Below are 15,596 nucleotides of genomic sequence, written 5' to 3' on the forward strand. Positions count from 1 at the left end.
GGCATCAGGGGGTGAAGGTCAAGCGCTGGGATGGGGTGTTGTCGCTGGCGGCGCGGGTGAGGGTGGCGTCGGCCGGCCGCGGGGCGGGGCGGCCGGTGAGGGTGATCTCGGCGGCGCTGGTCCAGGGGCCGCGGCCCGCTTCGGTCAGGGCTCTGAGGCGGAGGTAGCGGCCGGTCTTCGGGGAGAGGACGGTGGTCTCGGCGGCAGCGGTGTCGGCGTGAGTGCCGCTCGCCACGGGTGGTCCCCGGTCGGCGGTGGTGTCGGAGACGTAGACCTCGTAGCCGCCGATCCGGCCGTTGACGCCGCCGTCCTGGCGGGGCAGGTAGCCGAAGCCGTCCAACGCGTAGCGGGCACCGAGGTCGATCTGGATCTCGTGCGGAAGCGGGGTGGGGTTCGGGGAAGACCAGGCGGTGTGCCACATCGTGGCCGCGTTGCCGTCGAAGGCGCGTGCTGCGGCGCCGTTCTCGGCGCTGGTCTCCTGGCTGTCGGCGTGGACCAGCGACCAGGCCGACGGGTCGAGCGGGGTGGAGGAGGGCAGGGCCCCGGCCGCGGGGATGCTGGTGCCGGTGGCCGAGACGGAGAAGGCGCCCGCCTTTGCACCCGTCTTGACCCAGAGCACTCCGGAGCGGTCGGCTGAGTCGAAGAACCAGCCGGAGGCGGCGGAGTCGTAGGCCGCCTTGGAGCTGAGGCGCGGCGCGCCGGCTCCGTCCACCGTGAGGGCGGTGGGGGCGGAGGCCACGTGGAGGGTGAACTCGTATCCGCGGGCGGCCGGTTTGCCGGCGTAGCTGCCGGCGGAGGCTCCTACGGTGACGGTGACATCCCCGGGGCCGGTCGCCGGGGCGGTGACGTCGACCCGCTGGCGGGCGTAGGCGCCGGACTGGTGGGCGCGGGTGAGGCCGTCGTCCTCGTAGAGGCTGAAGGAGGAGGCGCCGCGTGGGTGGATGTCGTAGGTGAGGGTGGAGACGGGCTTCTCCCCCGTGTAGTTCATCTGCGGCCACATCGGCACGATGGCGCCGCCCTTGACGAACAGCGGCAGGGTGTCGAGCGGCGCCCGGTATCCGTTCAGCCGGCCCGGGCCCGCGTACGTCGTGCCCGTCCAGTAGTCCGTCCAGGTCCCGGCGGGAAGGTGGATGCCGTCCCGCACCGAGGTGTCGGAGACGACGGGCGCGACGAGGAGGGAGTCGCCGGCCATGAACTGGCCGCTGGTGAGGTTCCCACGGGCCACCGGGTCGTCCGGGTACTCCAGGACCATGGCGCGGGTGCTGGGAACGCCTGTCTCGTGGGCGACGCGGCTCATCGTGTAGAGGTACGGCATCAGCCGCATCTTGAGCTGCAGGTACTTGCGGTTGATGGAGAGGTACGGTTCGGCGAAGCGCCAGGGCTGCTTGTCCTGGTAGCCGGCGGACGGGTTGGCCGCGCCCCAGCCGGACATGGTCATGAAGGCCGGGGTGAAGGCCTTCCACTGGAGGTCGCGGGTGTACGTCTCGGGGCTGCCGCCGAAGATGCCGTCGATGTCGCCTGCCGCGTAATTGAGGCCGGAGAGGCCCGCTCCGGTGAGGGCGGGGACGTGCCAGCGCATGTCGTCCCACGTGCCGTGGGTGTCGCCGGTCCAGACGACGGCGTTGCGCTGGGTACCCGCCCAGCCGTCGACGGTCCAGACGAAGCGGCGGGCGTCGGAGTTCTTCTCGATGCCGTCGACGGCCTGTTGCACGCCGTCGAAGGCGTACTTGTAGCCGCTGCCGATCCACGCGACGTCGGTCTTCACGCCCCGGCTTCCGGTCTTGCCCACCTCGTCGGCGATGGAGCCGAGGCCGGTGGAGGTCCAGAGGCCGGTCTGGAAGCCCTTGGTCTTCAGGGCGTCGACCGTCGGTTTGAGGGGTGCGGTGTAGCCGCACCCGTAGCCGTCGTTGGGCAGGAACCAGCCCGAGGGCATGTCGGCGGCGCGGGCGTCGGTGGCGTAGCCGACGACGTCGGGGGTGGTCTGGTGCCGCGGCCGGTTGTGATCGCCCTGGTAGTCGGGGTTGGAGGCGTTGAAACAGTCGGCGTTGCCGAGTTCGAATCCCCACATCGGCGCCATGAACGGCTTTCCGCTGACGTCGGTGTACGCGTCCAGCACGGACTTGAGCGAGTCTCCGGTGAAGTACCAGGCGTCGAAGCGCTTCTCGTCGTGGGTGAGGGTGGTGGGGGCGTTGAAGCCGTAGGAGCCGGGGGCCCAGGTGTTGCGCATGACTCCGTAGCCATGGGTGGACATGTAGAAGGGGGCGGGACTGGCGTTGTCGTTCTCGCGCCATTTGTTGTCCACGGCGATCGGGACGGTGCTGCCGCGCAGCGCCCATGCGCCCAGGCGCAGGCCGGTCCCGTAGAACTGCTCGTCCGCGCCCCGGGCCAGGTACTGGGTGGTCTGATTGCCGGTCCAGCTGGTGGGCCTGGTCTCCTGCCAGACGGGCGTGGTGTCGTCGGCGCGGTAGACGGAGAACCGGAGGGGCGATTTGTTGACCCGGATGGAGAGGGCTCCGGTGGTGATCCGGTAGTACGCGCCGGCGTCGGAGGCGGACCTGGCCACGGAGCCGAAGTCGGTGGTGGGGGCGAGGTCGGAGCCGGCCGGGTCGTGGGTGAAGGTCCCGTCGGGCGAGAGCCAGAGCCGGAAGATGTCGGCGCGGGCGACGACGACGCGGGCCTTGGCCCCGCCGGAGGCCGTGATGGTGAAGGTGTTGCCGGACTGGGTGAAGCCGGTGACGTTGCCCGCGGTGGCGGTGAGGCCCGCGGGGGCCGCGGTGGCCGGAGGGGCCAGCGGTCCGGCGGCGGCCAGACCAGCGACGGCGAGCGCGGCGGCGAGAAGGGCGGCGGCCGGCCTGCGCCGACGCCGCTGCGCCGCGCACGCTCGGCTGCCTAATCGGCTTGGCCGGCCTTGGTTGCCTTGGGGGCGTTGGGGGCGTTGGGGGCGTTGGCGATCTTGGCCGTTGCGGAGGCTCGGCAGTCTCATGGGCAGCTCCTCGTGCGGTCCGATCACGGACACAGCTCCTTGGCATGCTCCCGGCAAGATAGCGCCCGGAGGGGCTCGTTTGAAGGATGCTGCTCGAAGTCGGCCGTAATCAAGCAGCTTTGAGCATCGATCGCTGCCAGCCGGACTTCAGCGCCCGCGGTCCCAGAGAGGCGCCGTCGGTAGGTGTCCGGGGGCCGCAGCCGTCTTCGGCGCGGCCCTGGGCCGGGCCCGGACCGCAGGGGGCGGCGCAGAGGCGGCTGCCGCCGTTGTTTCGTCGTCGATGGTCGATGCGGCCCTCGGCCGGTGACCCGTCCCGGCGCCTCCTGCCGGGGTGGTCGCTCAGCGGAGCGATTCCCCCGGGGGGCGCTCGCGCAGGGCCCCGTACGCGATGAAGTAGGCCGGGATCCGGTTCAGCCACCGTGATTCGGTGACGAGCTCCGTGATCCGCTTGGCCCGCCGGGGATCGCCGAACGCGGTGCCGCCCGCGAGCAGCGGCTCGATGACCTGGGCGTGGGCGAGGCGCTGGAGCCCTTGGGTGGCCACGGTGGTGGGCCAGCGCCGGTGCTGCACGCGGCGCACGTCGCGGAGTCCCACGGCGCCCTCGCGCAGCGGGCGCACGAGGTAGCGGGCCGCGGCCACCGCGTCCTGTACGGCGAGGTTGATGCCGATGCCGAAGACGGGTGACATCGCGTGGGCGGCGTCGCCGATGCACAGCAGCCCGGGGCGGTGCCAGCGGCGCAGGCGCTCGAGCCGTACGTCGAGCAGCTTCACGTCGTTCCAGGAGGTGACGGCGTCGCCTCGGTCGGCCAGCCAGGGGGCGGCGGCCGTGAACCGGGTCATGAAGCGCTCCAGACCTTCGGCGCGGCGCTCGGCGTCGGTCCCCTTGGGGATGAGCGCGGCGCACTGCCAGTAGTCCCCGCGGTCGATGAGCGCGGTGAAGAACCGGTCCCCGAGGCCGCCCACGAGGCCGCTGGGGTCGTCCTCGCGGCGCGGCAGGCGGAACCACCAGGCGTCCATGGGGCATGGGAAGTGTTCCAGTCCGAGTTCGGGCAGTGCCCTGGCCAGTGAGCCACGGCCGTCGCAGGCCACGGTCAGGGTGGCCCTGAGCTCGCCGGTGCCGCCGTCCGCGGTGCGGTAGCGCACGCCCGTGACCCGCCCGCGCTCGATGAGGAAGGAGGTCGCCTCGGTGTCCATGCGCAGGCGGAAGGAGGGTTCCCGGCCCGCCTCGTCGGCGAGGAGGTCGAGCAGGTCCCACTGGGGCACCATGGCGATGTAGTTGTACTTCCCGTGCAGCGCCCCGATGTTCCCGACGGTGACCAGCGACCGGTCCGGCCCGAGGGGCAGCTGCACCGTGGTGACGCGGCGCTGGGGCAGCCGGGCGAACCGTTCGGCGAGGCCGATGTCTTCCAGGAGCGACAGGGTGGTGGGGTGCACGGTGTCACCCCGGAAGTCCCGCAGGAAGTCGCCGTGTTTCTCCAGCACCGTCACGTCCACGCCGGCGCGGGCGAGAAGGAGCGCCAGGACCATTCCGGCCGGGCCGCCTCCCACCACGCAGCAGGTCGTCCGCTCCATGGCAACCACTCCCTTCGCGGGGGTCGGGTGAGCCCCAGGGGACGTATACCGCACCGGGGGCGGCGGAACCGGTATCGGAGGCGCCTGGGGCGCGCGTCACGTGCGCCTTACCGCAACAGGCGCCCGCCCGGGCTGCCCGTTGTACGACTGTCGCGCGGACGGCGAAGAAGATTCGCGCCGACCGGTTCCGTGCGCCTGACGGCACGACACGATCCGGATCGGTCCTTTCCCCCGGCGAGCCAGGGGGATGGCCGGCGAACGGCCCGGCCCCGCACCACGTACGCCCCGAACGTCCGGGACGGGCAGGCTCGGCCCATGACGTAGGGCCGGCCACCCCGCCGTGTCGCGCGTCGGCTGCCCGTCTGCGGCCGGGGCACGCGGCACACTGGGAGGATGAACGTGAGCGGCAGCCACCTGGCCGGGGCGCGCGTGGCGACCAGGCTTCCCGCCCGGGATCTCGGACGGGCGCGGCGTTTCTACGCGGAGCGGCTCGGTCTGGAGCCAGTCGACGAACGACCCGGCGGTCTGCTGTACCGGTGTGGGGGCGCGGAGTTCGTGCTGTTCCGGTCCACGGGGACCTCACCCGGCACGTTCACGCAGATGGCCTTCGAGGTCGACGACCTCACCGCCGTGGTCGCGGAGCTCAAGCGGCATGGGGTGGTGTTCGAAGACGTCGACGTGCCGGGATTCAAGACGGGGGACGCAATCGCCGAGATCGACGGGAACTACCCGAGCAAGGGTGCCCGCGGCGAACGCGGCGCCTGGTTCCGTGACAGCGAGGGCAACCTGCTGGGCATCGGCGAACCGGTGACCTGAGCCGATCAGGCCGCCCTCACGCCGGGCCGCCGCTGAACGCCGAGGTCGCGGACAAACGAGATGACAGCGCTCTGCTGGGCGGGAAGACTCGGCGCCGTGAGAGATCGCGTCGATGTTTCTTCAGGCCTGGTGCTGCGTAGATGGGCACCTGGGGATGCCGTGTCGGTGATGACGGCCTTTGCCGACCCCCTGATGCGCGGTCAGGCCAGTGTGCCGGTGGATTCGGCCCAGGCTGCCGAGCGGTGGATCACCGAGCGCGGCGAAGACTGGGCGGCCGGTGCCGCCTTCGCCTTCGCCGTGGCCGACGGTGAGGACACGGTGCTCGGGCACGTGTCGGTCGGCGCGGTGAACCGGCGGCACTCCACCGGGTGGGTGTCCTACTGGACGACGGCCGCGTCACGCGGGAAGGGCGTGGCCTCCCTGGCCTGCCGCGCGCTCGCAGACTGGGCGTTCCACGACGCGGAACTCTTCCGGCTGGAGCTGGGGCATCGCGTCAACAACCCCGCCTCCTGCCACGTCGCTCGCGCTGCGGGCTTCTCCGTGGAGGGACGGCAACGACAGAAACTCTCCTACGACGACAAGCGTTACGACGTCGAACTCCACGCCCGCCTGGCGACGGACCTCCCCGCTCGATGAGCTGAGGCGAGCGCGCCCCGCACCGTGTGCCGGCCTGTGCCGACTGCCACCGTCGCCACGGCGCAAGCGCCTGATCTCCCGGGCGCCGGCCACCCCGGCCGATGTGCTGGAGGTGCTGGAGATGCCGGAGATGCCGGAGGTGGGCTGCGGTACCGGTTCGCTCGCACGGCTGCCGGCCAGTCGCGGCCAGAGCGGCCACCAGCCCCTCTCTGCCTGATCTTGCCGTGCCCTCCCTAAATGACTGGCACGCATCGCGTGGCAGCGGGATGATCCCGGAACGTCCAGGCCGCCCAGGGAAGAGTCGTGATGACCGCTACCGCGTCAAAGCCGTACGGATCCAAGCCCGAGGTCCGTGTGGCGGGTGGGGCGCTGCGCGGCCGCCGTGAGGCGGGTGTGGCGGTGTTCCGCGGCATCCCGTTCGCCGAGCCGCCGGTCGGGCCGCTGCGTTTCGCCGCGCCGCGGCCCGTACGGGGATGGGACGGGGTCCTGCCGGCAGCGGAGTACGGCCCGCCGCCCCCTCAGGGCGGCCATTTCGGCATGGACGCGCTGGCGCGGGGCGCGGCGGGCGACGATTGGCTGACGGTCAACGTCTGGTCGCCCGAACCGAGCCCTGGCGCAGGGCTGCCGGTGATGGTGTGGATCCAGGGCGGTGCCTACTCGATCGGCATGTCCGGTCTTCCCGAGTACGACGGTGGCCGCCTGTCACGTGACGGTGGTGTCGTCGTGGTGACGTTCAACTACCGAGTGGGTCTGGAGGGTTTCGGCCACATCGAGGGGGCGCCCGCCAACCGGGGCCTGCTGGACCAGGTGGCCGCCCTGGAGTGGGTGCGCGACAACGTCCGGGCCTTCGGCGGTGACCCGGACCGTGTCACGGTCTTCGGCCAGTCGGCGGGCGCCGGATCGGTCGCCGCGCTGCTGGCGATGCCGCGCGCGGCCGGGCTCTTCGGCCGGGCCGTGGCACAGAGTGTGCAGAGCACGTTCTTCTCGCCGGAACTCGCCTCCGACATCGCCGCCGCCTGCGCCGCCGAGCTGGGGCTGCGGCCCACGGTGGCCGACCTGTCCGGGGTGGACCCCGTCCGGCTGTCCGCCGCCGGTGATGCGGTCACCGCCACGATGGACCGGTGGGCGGATCGCTGGGGTCCGGTCGCGCACCGGGCGATCCCGTTCTCGCCGGTCGTCGACGGAGAGGTCCTGCCGGTCACGCCGTGGCAGGCCGTGGCCGACGGCGCCGGCCGGGGCGTCGAACTCCTCGTCGGCCACACCCGCGACGAAACGCGGCTGCTCGCCGCGCTCGACGGACTGTTGGGGCAGATCACACCGGAGCAGGCGGAGACCGCCCTCGACGTCTTCGGCCCCGGCCGGGACGCCGCACGCCGCTACCGCGACGCGTTTCCCACCGCGGGCCCGGACGAGCTGTACGAGCTGGTCAACTCCGACTGGCTGTTCCGCATGCCGTCCCTCCATCTCGCCCGGGCCCAGACCACCGCCGGCGGCCGTGCCCACGTCTACGAGCTGACCTGGTCCGCCCCGGGCATGGGCGGTGCCCTCGGCGCCTGCCACGGCCTCGACGTGCCGCTGGTCTTCGGCAACCTGGACCGCGGCCAGCCCGCCGTGCTGATCGGCGAAGGCCCGTTCCCGGAGGCGGAGGAGCTGTCCGCACGGATGCGGGCCGCCTGGACGGCGTTCGCCGCCGACGGCGACCCCGGCTGGCCCCCGTACGACACAGGGCAGCGCCTCGTACAGCTCTTCGACACCCGGCCGGCCCTCACCGCCTACCCGGAGGAGGCCTCCCGCCTGATCTGGCAGGACCACACGTTCCCGGCCCTGCCGCTGCTCGGCAGCTGAGCCGTTTCGTACGACTCAGGCCGGACCCACCTCGTCTTCCGCGGCATGGAGGCCGACGACTTCCACGTGCTGATCCGCCGGCCGACTGGGCAGCAGTTCACGAGGCGGCATCAATCCCCGGGTGCTCCGGGCCCGCCCCACGGCGAAGCCCGGCGTACCCGGCATCAACTCCGGTCCCGTCGGCGCAGCCGCTCCCCGGCGCGAGCCCTCCGGCTGCCCCAAGCTACCCGCGCTCTTTCCGTGCCTACGATCGCCTACCGGGGGCGGGAGTCGGGGCGCTGCCCGGTCGGATAATCCACGTGCGGTCTGGTCGTTCCGCGTGATACTCCTCCAGCCATGGGTGATCTCGTAACAGCGCGGCTCGTGCTGCATCCGATGACCGTCAGCGAGGCTGAGCGCGTGGTGGCCGGCGAGTGGGATGGCGGTGCCCCATGGGCGCCCGGATATCCGACCGATGGGGATGTGTCCGCTGCCAGGCGCTTCCTGGCCGCCTGCGCGAACACGGGTGATCCCCAGCCGTTCGGCAATTATGAGATCCGTCGCCGCGAGGACGGTCACGCGATCGGCGGGATGGGCTTCCACGGTCCTGCGGACGAGAACGGCAGCGTCACCATCGGCTACGGCCTCATCCAGTCGGCGCGAGGCAAGGGATACGCCTCCGAAGCCCTCCGCGGGCTGCTGCTGTTCGCGCGGGCACGCGGCGTCACCTGCGTGAAAGGCGACGCCGACCTCGACAACATCGCGTCCCAGCACGTCATGACGGCAGTCGGCATGCGGCCGGCTGGAGAAGACGAACGCGTCAGGTACTTCGAGTGCACCTGGCCCCAGGAGCCGGCCGAGAGCGAGGAGCTCCCCGCCTGAACGCGGCGCTCAGGGCAAGGCCGCCCCGTCCCGTTTCGGAGGGTTGCCTTCTGGATGCCGTCCGTGCCGCCCCGCGGATCCTCGCCGAGACCGGGGACACCAGCGCGAGCATCCAGTCGATCGCGGTGGGCAGGCGGTGGCTCTCCCCTGCCCTATGACTCATTACCCCTGAACGCCGTGTTCTCAGAACTCGACGGATCCGACCGCCTCCCTCATGACTCGGTCCGATTCGGACAGGATGGGGCAGATGACAACGCTTTCCGACGCCGTGTACCTGGCCGTGGGGATCGGTGCGCTCGGTGCTGCCGTGCTTCCCCGGCTTGTCTTCCGCCGACCGTTGTCCATGCCGATGGTGTTCCTCGCTGCGGGAATGCTCCTCGCCGCGCTTCCGGTGCCGGTGCCGGTGGTGGAACCGGGGCAGCACCGGCTCTGGGTGGAGCACGTGACGGAACTGTGCGTCATCGTGTCCCTGATGGGGGCCGGACTCGCCCTCAACCGGCCCGTGGGCCGACGTTCCTGGATGGGTCCCTGGCGATTGCTGGGCATCAGCATGCCGCTGACCATCGCGGCGATGGCCGTGATCGCGGCGCTGCTCCTCCAATGGCCGCTCGCGTCGGCTCTGTTGCTGGCGGCCGTGCTGGCGCCGACGGATCCGGTGCTGGCGGCGGAGGTGCGGGTGGGTGAACCCACCGATGCGGAGGACGACGAGGACGAGGTCCGCTTCTCCCTCACCGCCGAAGCCGGGCTGAACGACGGACTGGCCTTCCCGTTCGTATTGGCAGCGCTCGCCCTTGCCGCGGCGCCCGGCGGCGGCGGGATGGCAACGGGCTGGATCGGGCAGTGGTTCCTCGTCGACGTACTGGCCCGCACCGCCGTCGGAGTCGCGGTCGGCCTCGTCATGGGGCGGCTGCTGGGCCTGATGTTCTTCCGGGCGCGGCCTTCGGCGCTGCGGCTCTCCGAGCACATGGAGGGGTTCGTCGCCCTCGGCGCCACCTTCCTTGCCTACGGTGCCGCCGAACTGGCGCACGGCTACGGCTTCCTCGCCGTCTTCGTCACCGCCTGCACCATCCGGTCCGCCGAACGCAGCCACGGCTACCACAAGGTCCTGCACGAGTTCACCGAACAGATCGAACGGCTGCTGACCGCCTTCCTGCTCTTCCTGCTCGGCGGCTACCTCGTCGCATACGGCCTGCCCTCGCTCACATGGCAGGGGGCACTCGTCGGGCTGCTCCTGATCCTCATCGTGCGGCCCGCCGCCGGATGGTTGGGGTTGCTCGGCGCCGGCACCGGACCACGCCAACGCCTGGTCACGGCCGTGTTCGGGATCCGCGGCATCGGCTCGGTCTTCTACCTCGCCTACGCCCTCGGCCACAGCGACCACTTCGGCGCGTACGCCCGGCAACTGTGGGCCACGGTCGCCTTCACCATCCTGCTGTCCGTTCTCCTGCACGGCACCACCGCCACCCCCGTGATCCGCCGTCTCGACCGCCTGCGCCGTTCCTCCCCCACACCCCCCTGAACCACAACCGCGAACCAGAACAGGCACCGCCCAACCCACGGGTCCCACTCACTCCGCAGGCTGCCGCGATGGCGACAACCCTCTCTTCCACCGGGTGCCGACCACTGGCCGTAGCCCGAGCGGTTGCGGGAAGGTCTGATCACCGAGGCGGTCCGCGCGGCCGGGGGCGTCTGTGCACGGGTAGTGCGGATGATCTTCTGCTGGGTAGTGTGGATCTCCGGACATCAAACACATGTCCGCACCATGCCCGCCAGGCGGCGCACGTGACCCGAGTGGCGCGTTCCGCGCACGAAGAGGTCCCGCAGCGGGGACGGCGTGCCGCAGACGTGGACCCGTTCCTCGGTCGTGCGTCGACTTGCGGGGCCGGGGCCGGCCATGGCCGCCGCGGGGACCGCAGCGGCCGGAAAGTGAGTAGACAGATGCAACCGACGTTCGTCCTGGTTCACGGAGCCTTCGCGAACTCCTTCTCCTTCGCGCCCCTTCAGGCCGAACTCGGCCTGCTCGGGCACCGCTCGGTCGCCGTCGACCTGCCGGGCCACGGCTTCCAGGCGACCTTCACCCGCGCCTATCAGACGCCGCAGGACCCCGAGGGGCTCGCCACCGCGCCCGGCTCGATCAAGGGCGTCACACTCGCCGACAACACCGCACACTTGATCGGGATCCTGGAACGGGCCAAGCGGAACGGCCCCGTGATCCTCGTCTCCCACAGCCGGGGAGGCATCACGGCCACAGCCGCGGCCAACGCGCGCCCGGACCTGATCGACCGCATCGTCTACGTCTCGGCCTGGTGCCCGGTCCGTCTCGACGTCGGTGACTACTACGCCGAGCCGGAGATGGCCGGAGTCGACCCCGCCGCCTTCGCTTCCGCGCTGGCCGGAAACCCTGCAGACCTCGGCCTGCTTCGCGTCAACTTCCGCACCGCCAACCCGGATTCGCTCGCGGCGTTCAAGGCGGCCTTCTTCGCCGACGGCACCGACGAGGAGTTCCTCACCTTCCTGAACACCTTCCAGCCCGACGAGAACCTGGACGCCGGCGGCTCCGCCGACCGGGCACAGGCCGCCACTTGGGGCCGCATCCCGAAGACCTACATCCGCCTGGCCGACGACGCGAGCCTGCCCCTCGCCCTACAGGACCGGCTGATCCGTGAGGGCAACGAGCTGACGCCGGACAACCCGTACGACGTCCGCACGCTGGAGGGCAGCCACCTGAAGTGGCTGACCGACCCGGCGCCGGCGGCCCACGCCCTGGGCGGACTCGCCATGCCTCCGGCCCCGTCCGCCCGGGCGTGACCGCCATCGGCCGCGACGATGACGCCTGCCTCAAGCGCGTCGCCCCCGTCGCCGAGCCGACCACCGCGCACTGAACGGACCCGACCACTTTGGGCGACGCCCGGGCAGCAGGCCGGGCAGGCGCCCGCCTCGATGCCCTGCCCTCGCAACCGTGAGCGCCTCGCACCGAAGTTGACCACCGTCGCAAGCACACGTCCGCGCCGCACCGACCCGGCAGCCGATTGCAGTGCCGGGTCGGGAACGGTTCGCGAGTCCCTGGTCTGGGGCTCAGTACTCCGCGAGGACCTCGTCCGCCTGCATGCCCTTCTGTCCCTGCACCGCAGTGAAGGTCACCTTCTGGCCTTCCTTGAGGCTCTTGAAGCCGCTGCCTTGGATCGCCCTGAAGTGCACGAAGAGGTCGGGGCCGCTTTCGGGAGTGATGAAGCCGAATCCCTTCTCATCGTTGAACCACTTCACGGTGCCAGACTGGCGCTCAGCCATGACCACTCCTTTGAATCACGTGTTCCGGCCGGACCCGCAGGACGCCCGGCACGCTGATCATTCCCGCTACGGGAACGAAGGTCACGGAGATCGAGCGTTTGGCTGGTTGTCGTCCGGCCGCTTGGGTGACCTGGCATCTGATCTCCTACCCGCTGTACGGGTCGCCTTCGTCTCCGGCCGCAGCCGACGACCTACCGCCTGTGGGCGCTGGGCGAGGACGAGCCGGTACTACAGGCCGATGGTCGCCGGGGGCGGAGTCCAGCGGCTGTTGGGCGGGATGGTGCTGCTGACTCCGAAGTCGTTCTTGAGCTGTTCCGGGATGGCGTAATGCATGACGCGGCCACGGGTGAGGGAGGACAGTTCGAGGATGCTGGTGAGGTGTCCGAGTCGGTCCAGGGCCCAGGCTGCCAGGGGTGAGTGGTCCTCGATGGTTTCCAGCACTCCGAGCAGGGTGGGGGCGGACTTGACGACCGTGTCCCAGGGGGTGCGGGGGACTTGTAGCCAGTCGGCGCAGATGTCACCGATGAGGTAGCGGATGAGGGCGGAGACGATCGGGTCGAAGAAGGTGCCGGGCACGACTTCTTCGTAGAGGTCGATGAGCTGGCGGGTGAGCTGGACGCCTTCCTCGCTGGGGCCCATGTGGCGGGTCATGTACAAATCGGAGAACTCGCGGGCTGTCTGCAGATTCTCGGGCGCATGGCTCTGGTCGATGCCGAGCATGGCGCCGACTACCCGCCAGGCGTAGTAGTAGGCGTCGGCGCCCTCAGTGCTCATGTGGATGCCCAGGCGGTGCAAAGCGTCCAAGACCTGGATGGAGAACATCATCTGCCCGCCGATCATGTCCTCCTGACAGATCGGCGTACCCAGGTTGGCGGTGTCCCAGCGGTCCTCGCGCTTGAGGTGATGGCGGATGGAGGCGTGCAGCAGCCGGACCTTCTGGGCGGCGGGGATGAAACGGCTGCCGGCTTCGAACGCGTCGGGCTGCATGAGGTAGACGGTGAACTGGCCCGTCTCGGCCATGCGCTTGGACGGATACTTCAGCGAATGGGTGGCCGACAGCAGCTTGGCCACGTGCGGCAGGACGTAGCAGGCGGGCATCGAGGCGAACGACAGCGCGGTGGAGATGTGCACGTTGTTGTCGATGAAGAACAGTCGGGCTTTCTCCATCTCGCCCCAGTCCACCCAGGCCGGCGGCGTGCTGGTCTCGTGCAAGTACTCTCGGGCCACTTCCGGTAGCCCCTCGGGAAGGTCCTGCCCGACGGTGGAGACGTAACGCATGAGGGTGTTGAATTTACCCACCTCGCCGCGCTCGAACAGGGTTGTCACTGTCGCGTCGGCCAGCTCGTCGCCGGCCATCCGCAGCGCGTCCATGGATGCTTGGGTGTAGGTCATCGTGTTACTCCGGTGCGGTGGCGGTCAGTGAGTTCGAGTGGCTGAAGACGTAGCCAAGGCCGCCAGCGCGCGGTGTGCTTCGATGGCCAGATCGGCGTCGGCCAGCACCTCGTGTGCTTCTCGGAGCCGGGCAGTGATCATGCCTTCGACGCGGAGGACGGCTCCGGTGCGGTGGGCGATCTCCCGAACCCGTTCCACCTGCTGCTCGCTGAGATTCGCCCGGCCGAGCAGGTGGTGCAGCTCGCCGTGTTCCGCCGGGGTGGCGGACGCGAGTGCATGGGCCATCAGAACCGTGGGCCGGTTCCCAGCCAGGTCATCGGCCGGATTCTTGCCGGTCCGCCCGGGATCGCCCAGCAGACCCAGCAGGTCATCGCGCAACTGGAATGCCTCGCCCAGCGGCAGGCCGTAGTCGCTGTACGTCTGCAGGAGCCGCGGTGGGGCGCCGGCGAGCAGGCCGCCGATCTGCAGAGGGTGTTCGACGGTGTATTTGGCGGTTTTGTAGCGGATCACCTTCACCGATGCGTCCGGGTCCGGTTCGGCTCCGGTACGCAAGACCTCCAGGCACTCCCCGGCCACCAGTTCCCGGGCCAGAACCGCCCACATGGGCCGGGCCCTGTTCAGGAAGGCGCCTGGCAGACCGGACGTGGTGAACAACTGCCCAGCCATCGACATCAGCAGGTCGCCCACCAGCATGGCCAAGGCCCGGGCGCCGGCCTTCGGCCTCGCATGATCGGTGAGGGCCTCTCGCAGGGCAAGGTGCGCTGTGGGGCGGCCGTGCCGGGTACGGCTGTGGTCGATCAAATCGTCGTGGACGACGGCGGCCGCATGGACCAGCTCGATCGCGCTTGCCGCACGTACCAGGGCCTCGCTGTCGGGCTGGCCTGCTCCACGCCAGCCCCAGTAACAGAACGCCGCCCTCAGACGTTTGCCCTCCCCGGTCGCGGCGTGAAGCTGCTCCGCAACCGGCGCCAGACAGGCATCGATGTCGGCCAGCGCTTGTGCTTCCGCCGTAACGAGGTCGCTGAGGACCTGGTCGATGCGCTCTTTGAGCAGGGCGTGCTCTTCTCGTTCATTCACCGCCGCCCTCCGCCTGCGTGCGTGCGGTGACGGTGCGGGCCAGGACCTCCATGTGAGCCGGCGCCGTCGCCGCATGCCGGTCAAGGAGCAGACGGCCACGCGCCTTGGTCTCCTCGTGGCCGTCAGCCAGAAGCTCGCCCAGGTCGGCGCGGCGGAGCAGCCCGCTGACGCCGCCCACCGCGCTGCTCAGCCCGCTGAACGCCAGATCGGCAAGGCCGGCCACCAAGGCCACCGCGTCCTCGGTCAGTCCAGGCTTGCGGCCGTCATGGTGTGTCACAGCTTTTCTCCTGCACGGCAAGGCCCGCCCGGCCCCGGCCGGTCGGCACAGAGCAGCGCGTAGCGGTGTTCGTTCACGACGCGGTTCGAGTCTGGCCGCAGGAACACCCCCCAAGCAGCCGGTATGCACCATTGAGTGGTCTTCCTTCAAAGATCCCCCCATGCAGTCGACGGCACCTGCTACGGGACAGGAACCGTGCAGCGCTGGGGCAGGGCGCCAGGGGGCTCGCCATCTCCGTGACCGCGGGATCGGCCAGCCGATGTCCTCGATCACGACGGGGGGTGGGGGGTGGCTGCTTTCGCGGTCCGTTGGCAAGCTTCGCTGGGCTTATCGTGTGGCTCCCTTCGGGTTCTCGTCGTCCACGATCTCCGCGTCCACGACTTCCTCCTCCGTGCTGGACGACCCGGCGTCGGGCGTCGGCTCGCCGCCGGCGGCAGCCCCCTGGGGGTTGTAAAGGGCGGTGCCTATCTTCTGCGCGATGGTGCCGGCGCGCTCCGTCGCCGTGCGGACGGCCGACGTGTCCTGGCCCTTGAGCTTCTCCTTCAGGTCTGCGATCGCGGTTTCGGTCTCGGTCCTGAGGTCGGCCGGGATCTTGGCCTCGTTGTCCCGCAGAAGCCGTTCGGTCTGGTAGACGAGCTGTTCGGCGCGGTTGCGGGTCTCGGCCTCCTCCTTGCGGCGCCGGTCCTCCTCGGCGTGCTGCTCGGCTTCGCGGACCATCCGCTGGATGTCGTCCTTGGGGAGGGAGGAGCCGCCTGTGACGGTCATCTTCTGCTCCTTGCCCGTGCCGAGGTCCTTGGCCGTGACGTGCATGATGCCGTTCGCGTCGATGTCGAAGGAGACCTCGATCTG

The 15,596-nt window shown here is 70.4% G+C and carries 13 protein-coding genes; 6 read left to right on the forward strand and 7 right to left on the reverse strand.

The window, feature by feature from the left end; all coding sequences use genetic code 11:
- Nucleotides 1-4: 4 nt before the first annotated feature.
- On the reverse strand, nt 5-2,983 hold the full coding sequence (locus ACWGIF_RS14340) for a TIM-barrel domain-containing protein (protein ID WP_453496138.1): 2,979 nt from the start codon (nt 2,981-2,983) through the stop codon (nt 5-7).
- A 339-nt stretch (nt 2,984-3,322) separates the two neighbouring features.
- The gene (locus ACWGIF_RS14345; protein ID WP_453496141.1) at nt 3,323-4,555 is read right to left on the reverse strand and encodes an FAD-dependent oxidoreductase; all 1,233 of its coding nucleotides are present in this window, start codon (nt 4,553-4,555) and stop codon (nt 3,323-3,325) included.
- A gap of 393 nt (nt 4,556-4,948) precedes the next feature.
- Between ACWGIF_RS14345 and ACWGIF_RS14350 the strand changes: the two genes are divergently transcribed.
- The 6 genes from ACWGIF_RS14350 (at nt 4,949) to ACWGIF_RS14375 (ending at nt 11,521) form a co-directional block, all read left to right on the forward strand.
- Nucleotides 4,949-5,371, forward strand: a complete 423-nt coding sequence (locus tag ACWGIF_RS14350; protein WP_453496143.1) for a VOC family protein — start codon at nt 4,949-4,951, stop codon at nt 5,369-5,371.
- A 60-nt stretch (nt 5,372-5,431) separates the two neighbouring features.
- Nucleotides 5,432-6,007 carry a GNAT family N-acetyltransferase gene (locus ACWGIF_RS14355; protein WP_453496146.1) on the forward strand — a complete coding sequence of 192 codons (576 nt, stop codon included), beginning with the start codon at nt 5,432-5,434 and terminating at the stop codon, nt 6,005-6,007.
- Nucleotides 6,008-6,313: 306 nt separating this feature from the next.
- Nucleotides 6,314-7,852, forward strand: coding sequence for a carboxylesterase/lipase family protein (locus tag ACWGIF_RS14360; RefSeq protein ID WP_453496149.1), 1,539 nt, complete (start codon nt 6,314-6,316; stop codon nt 7,850-7,852).
- A gap of 336 nt (nt 7,853-8,188) precedes the next feature.
- Nucleotides 8,189-8,713, forward strand: a complete 525-nt coding sequence (locus tag ACWGIF_RS14365) for a GNAT family N-acetyltransferase (protein ID WP_453496152.1) — start codon at nt 8,189-8,191, stop codon at nt 8,711-8,713.
- 247 nt (nt 8,714-8,960) lie between these two features.
- Nucleotides 8,961-10,232, forward strand: coding sequence for a cation:proton antiporter (locus ACWGIF_RS14370; RefSeq protein ID WP_453496155.1), 1,272 nt, complete (start codon nt 8,961-8,963; stop codon nt 10,230-10,232).
- Between the two features lie 419 nt (nt 10,233-10,651).
- Nucleotides 10,652-11,521, forward strand: coding sequence for an alpha/beta fold hydrolase (locus ACWGIF_RS14375; protein WP_453496158.1), 870 nt, complete (start codon nt 10,652-10,654; stop codon nt 11,519-11,521).
- A 267-nt stretch (nt 11,522-11,788) separates the two neighbouring features.
- On the opposite strand, the gene ACWGIF_RS14380 is transcribed toward ACWGIF_RS14375, so the two are convergent.
- The 5 genes from ACWGIF_RS14380 to ACWGIF_RS14400 form a co-directional block, all read right to left on the reverse strand.
- Complete coding sequence (locus ACWGIF_RS14380; protein ID WP_453496160.1) at nt 11,789-12,001, reverse strand: cold-shock protein; 213 nt, start codon at nt 11,999-12,001, stop codon at nt 11,789-11,791.
- A 228-nt stretch (nt 12,002-12,229) separates the two neighbouring features.
- A complete protein-coding gene (locus ACWGIF_RS14385; RefSeq protein ID WP_453496163.1) occupies nt 12,230-13,393 on the reverse strand; it encodes an oxygenase MpaB family protein in 1,164 nt (387 codons plus the stop codon).
- Between the two features lie 24 nt (nt 13,394-13,417).
- Entirely contained in the window at nt 13,418-14,470 is a 1,053-nt protein-coding gene (locus ACWGIF_RS14390; protein WP_453496166.1) for a polyprenyl synthetase family protein, read from the reverse strand.
- Nucleotides 14,463-14,747 carry a polyprenyl synthetase gene (locus ACWGIF_RS14395; RefSeq protein WP_453496169.1) on the reverse strand — a complete coding sequence of 95 codons (285 nt, stop codon included), beginning with the start codon at nt 14,745-14,747 and terminating at the stop codon, nt 14,463-14,465. The genes ACWGIF_RS14390 and ACWGIF_RS14395 overlap by 8 nt, the downstream gene beginning before the upstream one ends.
- Nucleotides 14,748-15,074: 327 nt before the next feature.
- Nucleotides 15,075-15,596: Hsp70 family protein (locus ACWGIF_RS14400; protein ID WP_453496172.1), on the reverse strand; the 522-nt coding region annotated here is incomplete at its 5' end.

The organism is Streptomyces sp. NPDC054849 (assembly GCF_053610945.1).

What these genes read in the sequence shown, in the direction of transcription:
- ACWGIF_RS14340 (WP_453496138.1), bottom strand. Translation starts at nt 2,983, where the DNA reads ATGAGACTGCCGAGCCTCCGCAACGGCCAAGATCGCCAACGCCCCCAA.
- ACWGIF_RS14345 (WP_453496141.1), bottom strand. Translation starts at nt 4,555, where the DNA reads ATGGAGCGGACGACCTGCTGCGTGGTGGGAGGCGGCCCGGCCGGAATG.
- ACWGIF_RS14350 (WP_453496143.1), top strand. Translation starts at nt 4,949, where the DNA reads ATGAACGTGAGCGGCAGCCACCTGGCCGGGGCGCGCGTGGCGACCAGG.
- ACWGIF_RS14355 (WP_453496146.1), top strand. Translation starts at nt 5,432, where the DNA reads ATGACAGCGCTCTGCTGGGCGGGAAGACTCGGCGCCGTGAGAGATCGC.
- ACWGIF_RS14360 (WP_453496149.1), top strand. Translation starts at nt 6,314, where the DNA reads ATGACCGCTACCGCGTCAAAGCCGTACGGATCCAAGCCCGAGGTCCGT.
- ACWGIF_RS14365 (WP_453496152.1), top strand. Translation starts at nt 8,189, where the DNA reads ATGGGTGATCTCGTAACAGCGCGGCTCGTGCTGCATCCGATGACCGTC.
- ACWGIF_RS14370 (WP_453496155.1), top strand. Translation starts at nt 8,961, where the DNA reads ATGACAACGCTTTCCGACGCCGTGTACCTGGCCGTGGGGATCGGTGCG.
- ACWGIF_RS14375 (WP_453496158.1), top strand. Translation starts at nt 10,652, where the DNA reads ATGCAACCGACGTTCGTCCTGGTTCACGGAGCCTTCGCGAACTCCTTC.
- ACWGIF_RS14380 (WP_453496160.1), bottom strand. Translation starts at nt 12,001, where the DNA reads ATGGCTGAGCGCCAGTCTGGCACCGTGAAGTGGTTCAACGATGAGAAG.
- ACWGIF_RS14385 (WP_453496163.1), bottom strand. Translation starts at nt 13,393, where the DNA reads ATGACCTACACCCAAGCATCCATGGACGCGCTGCGGATGGCCGGCGAC.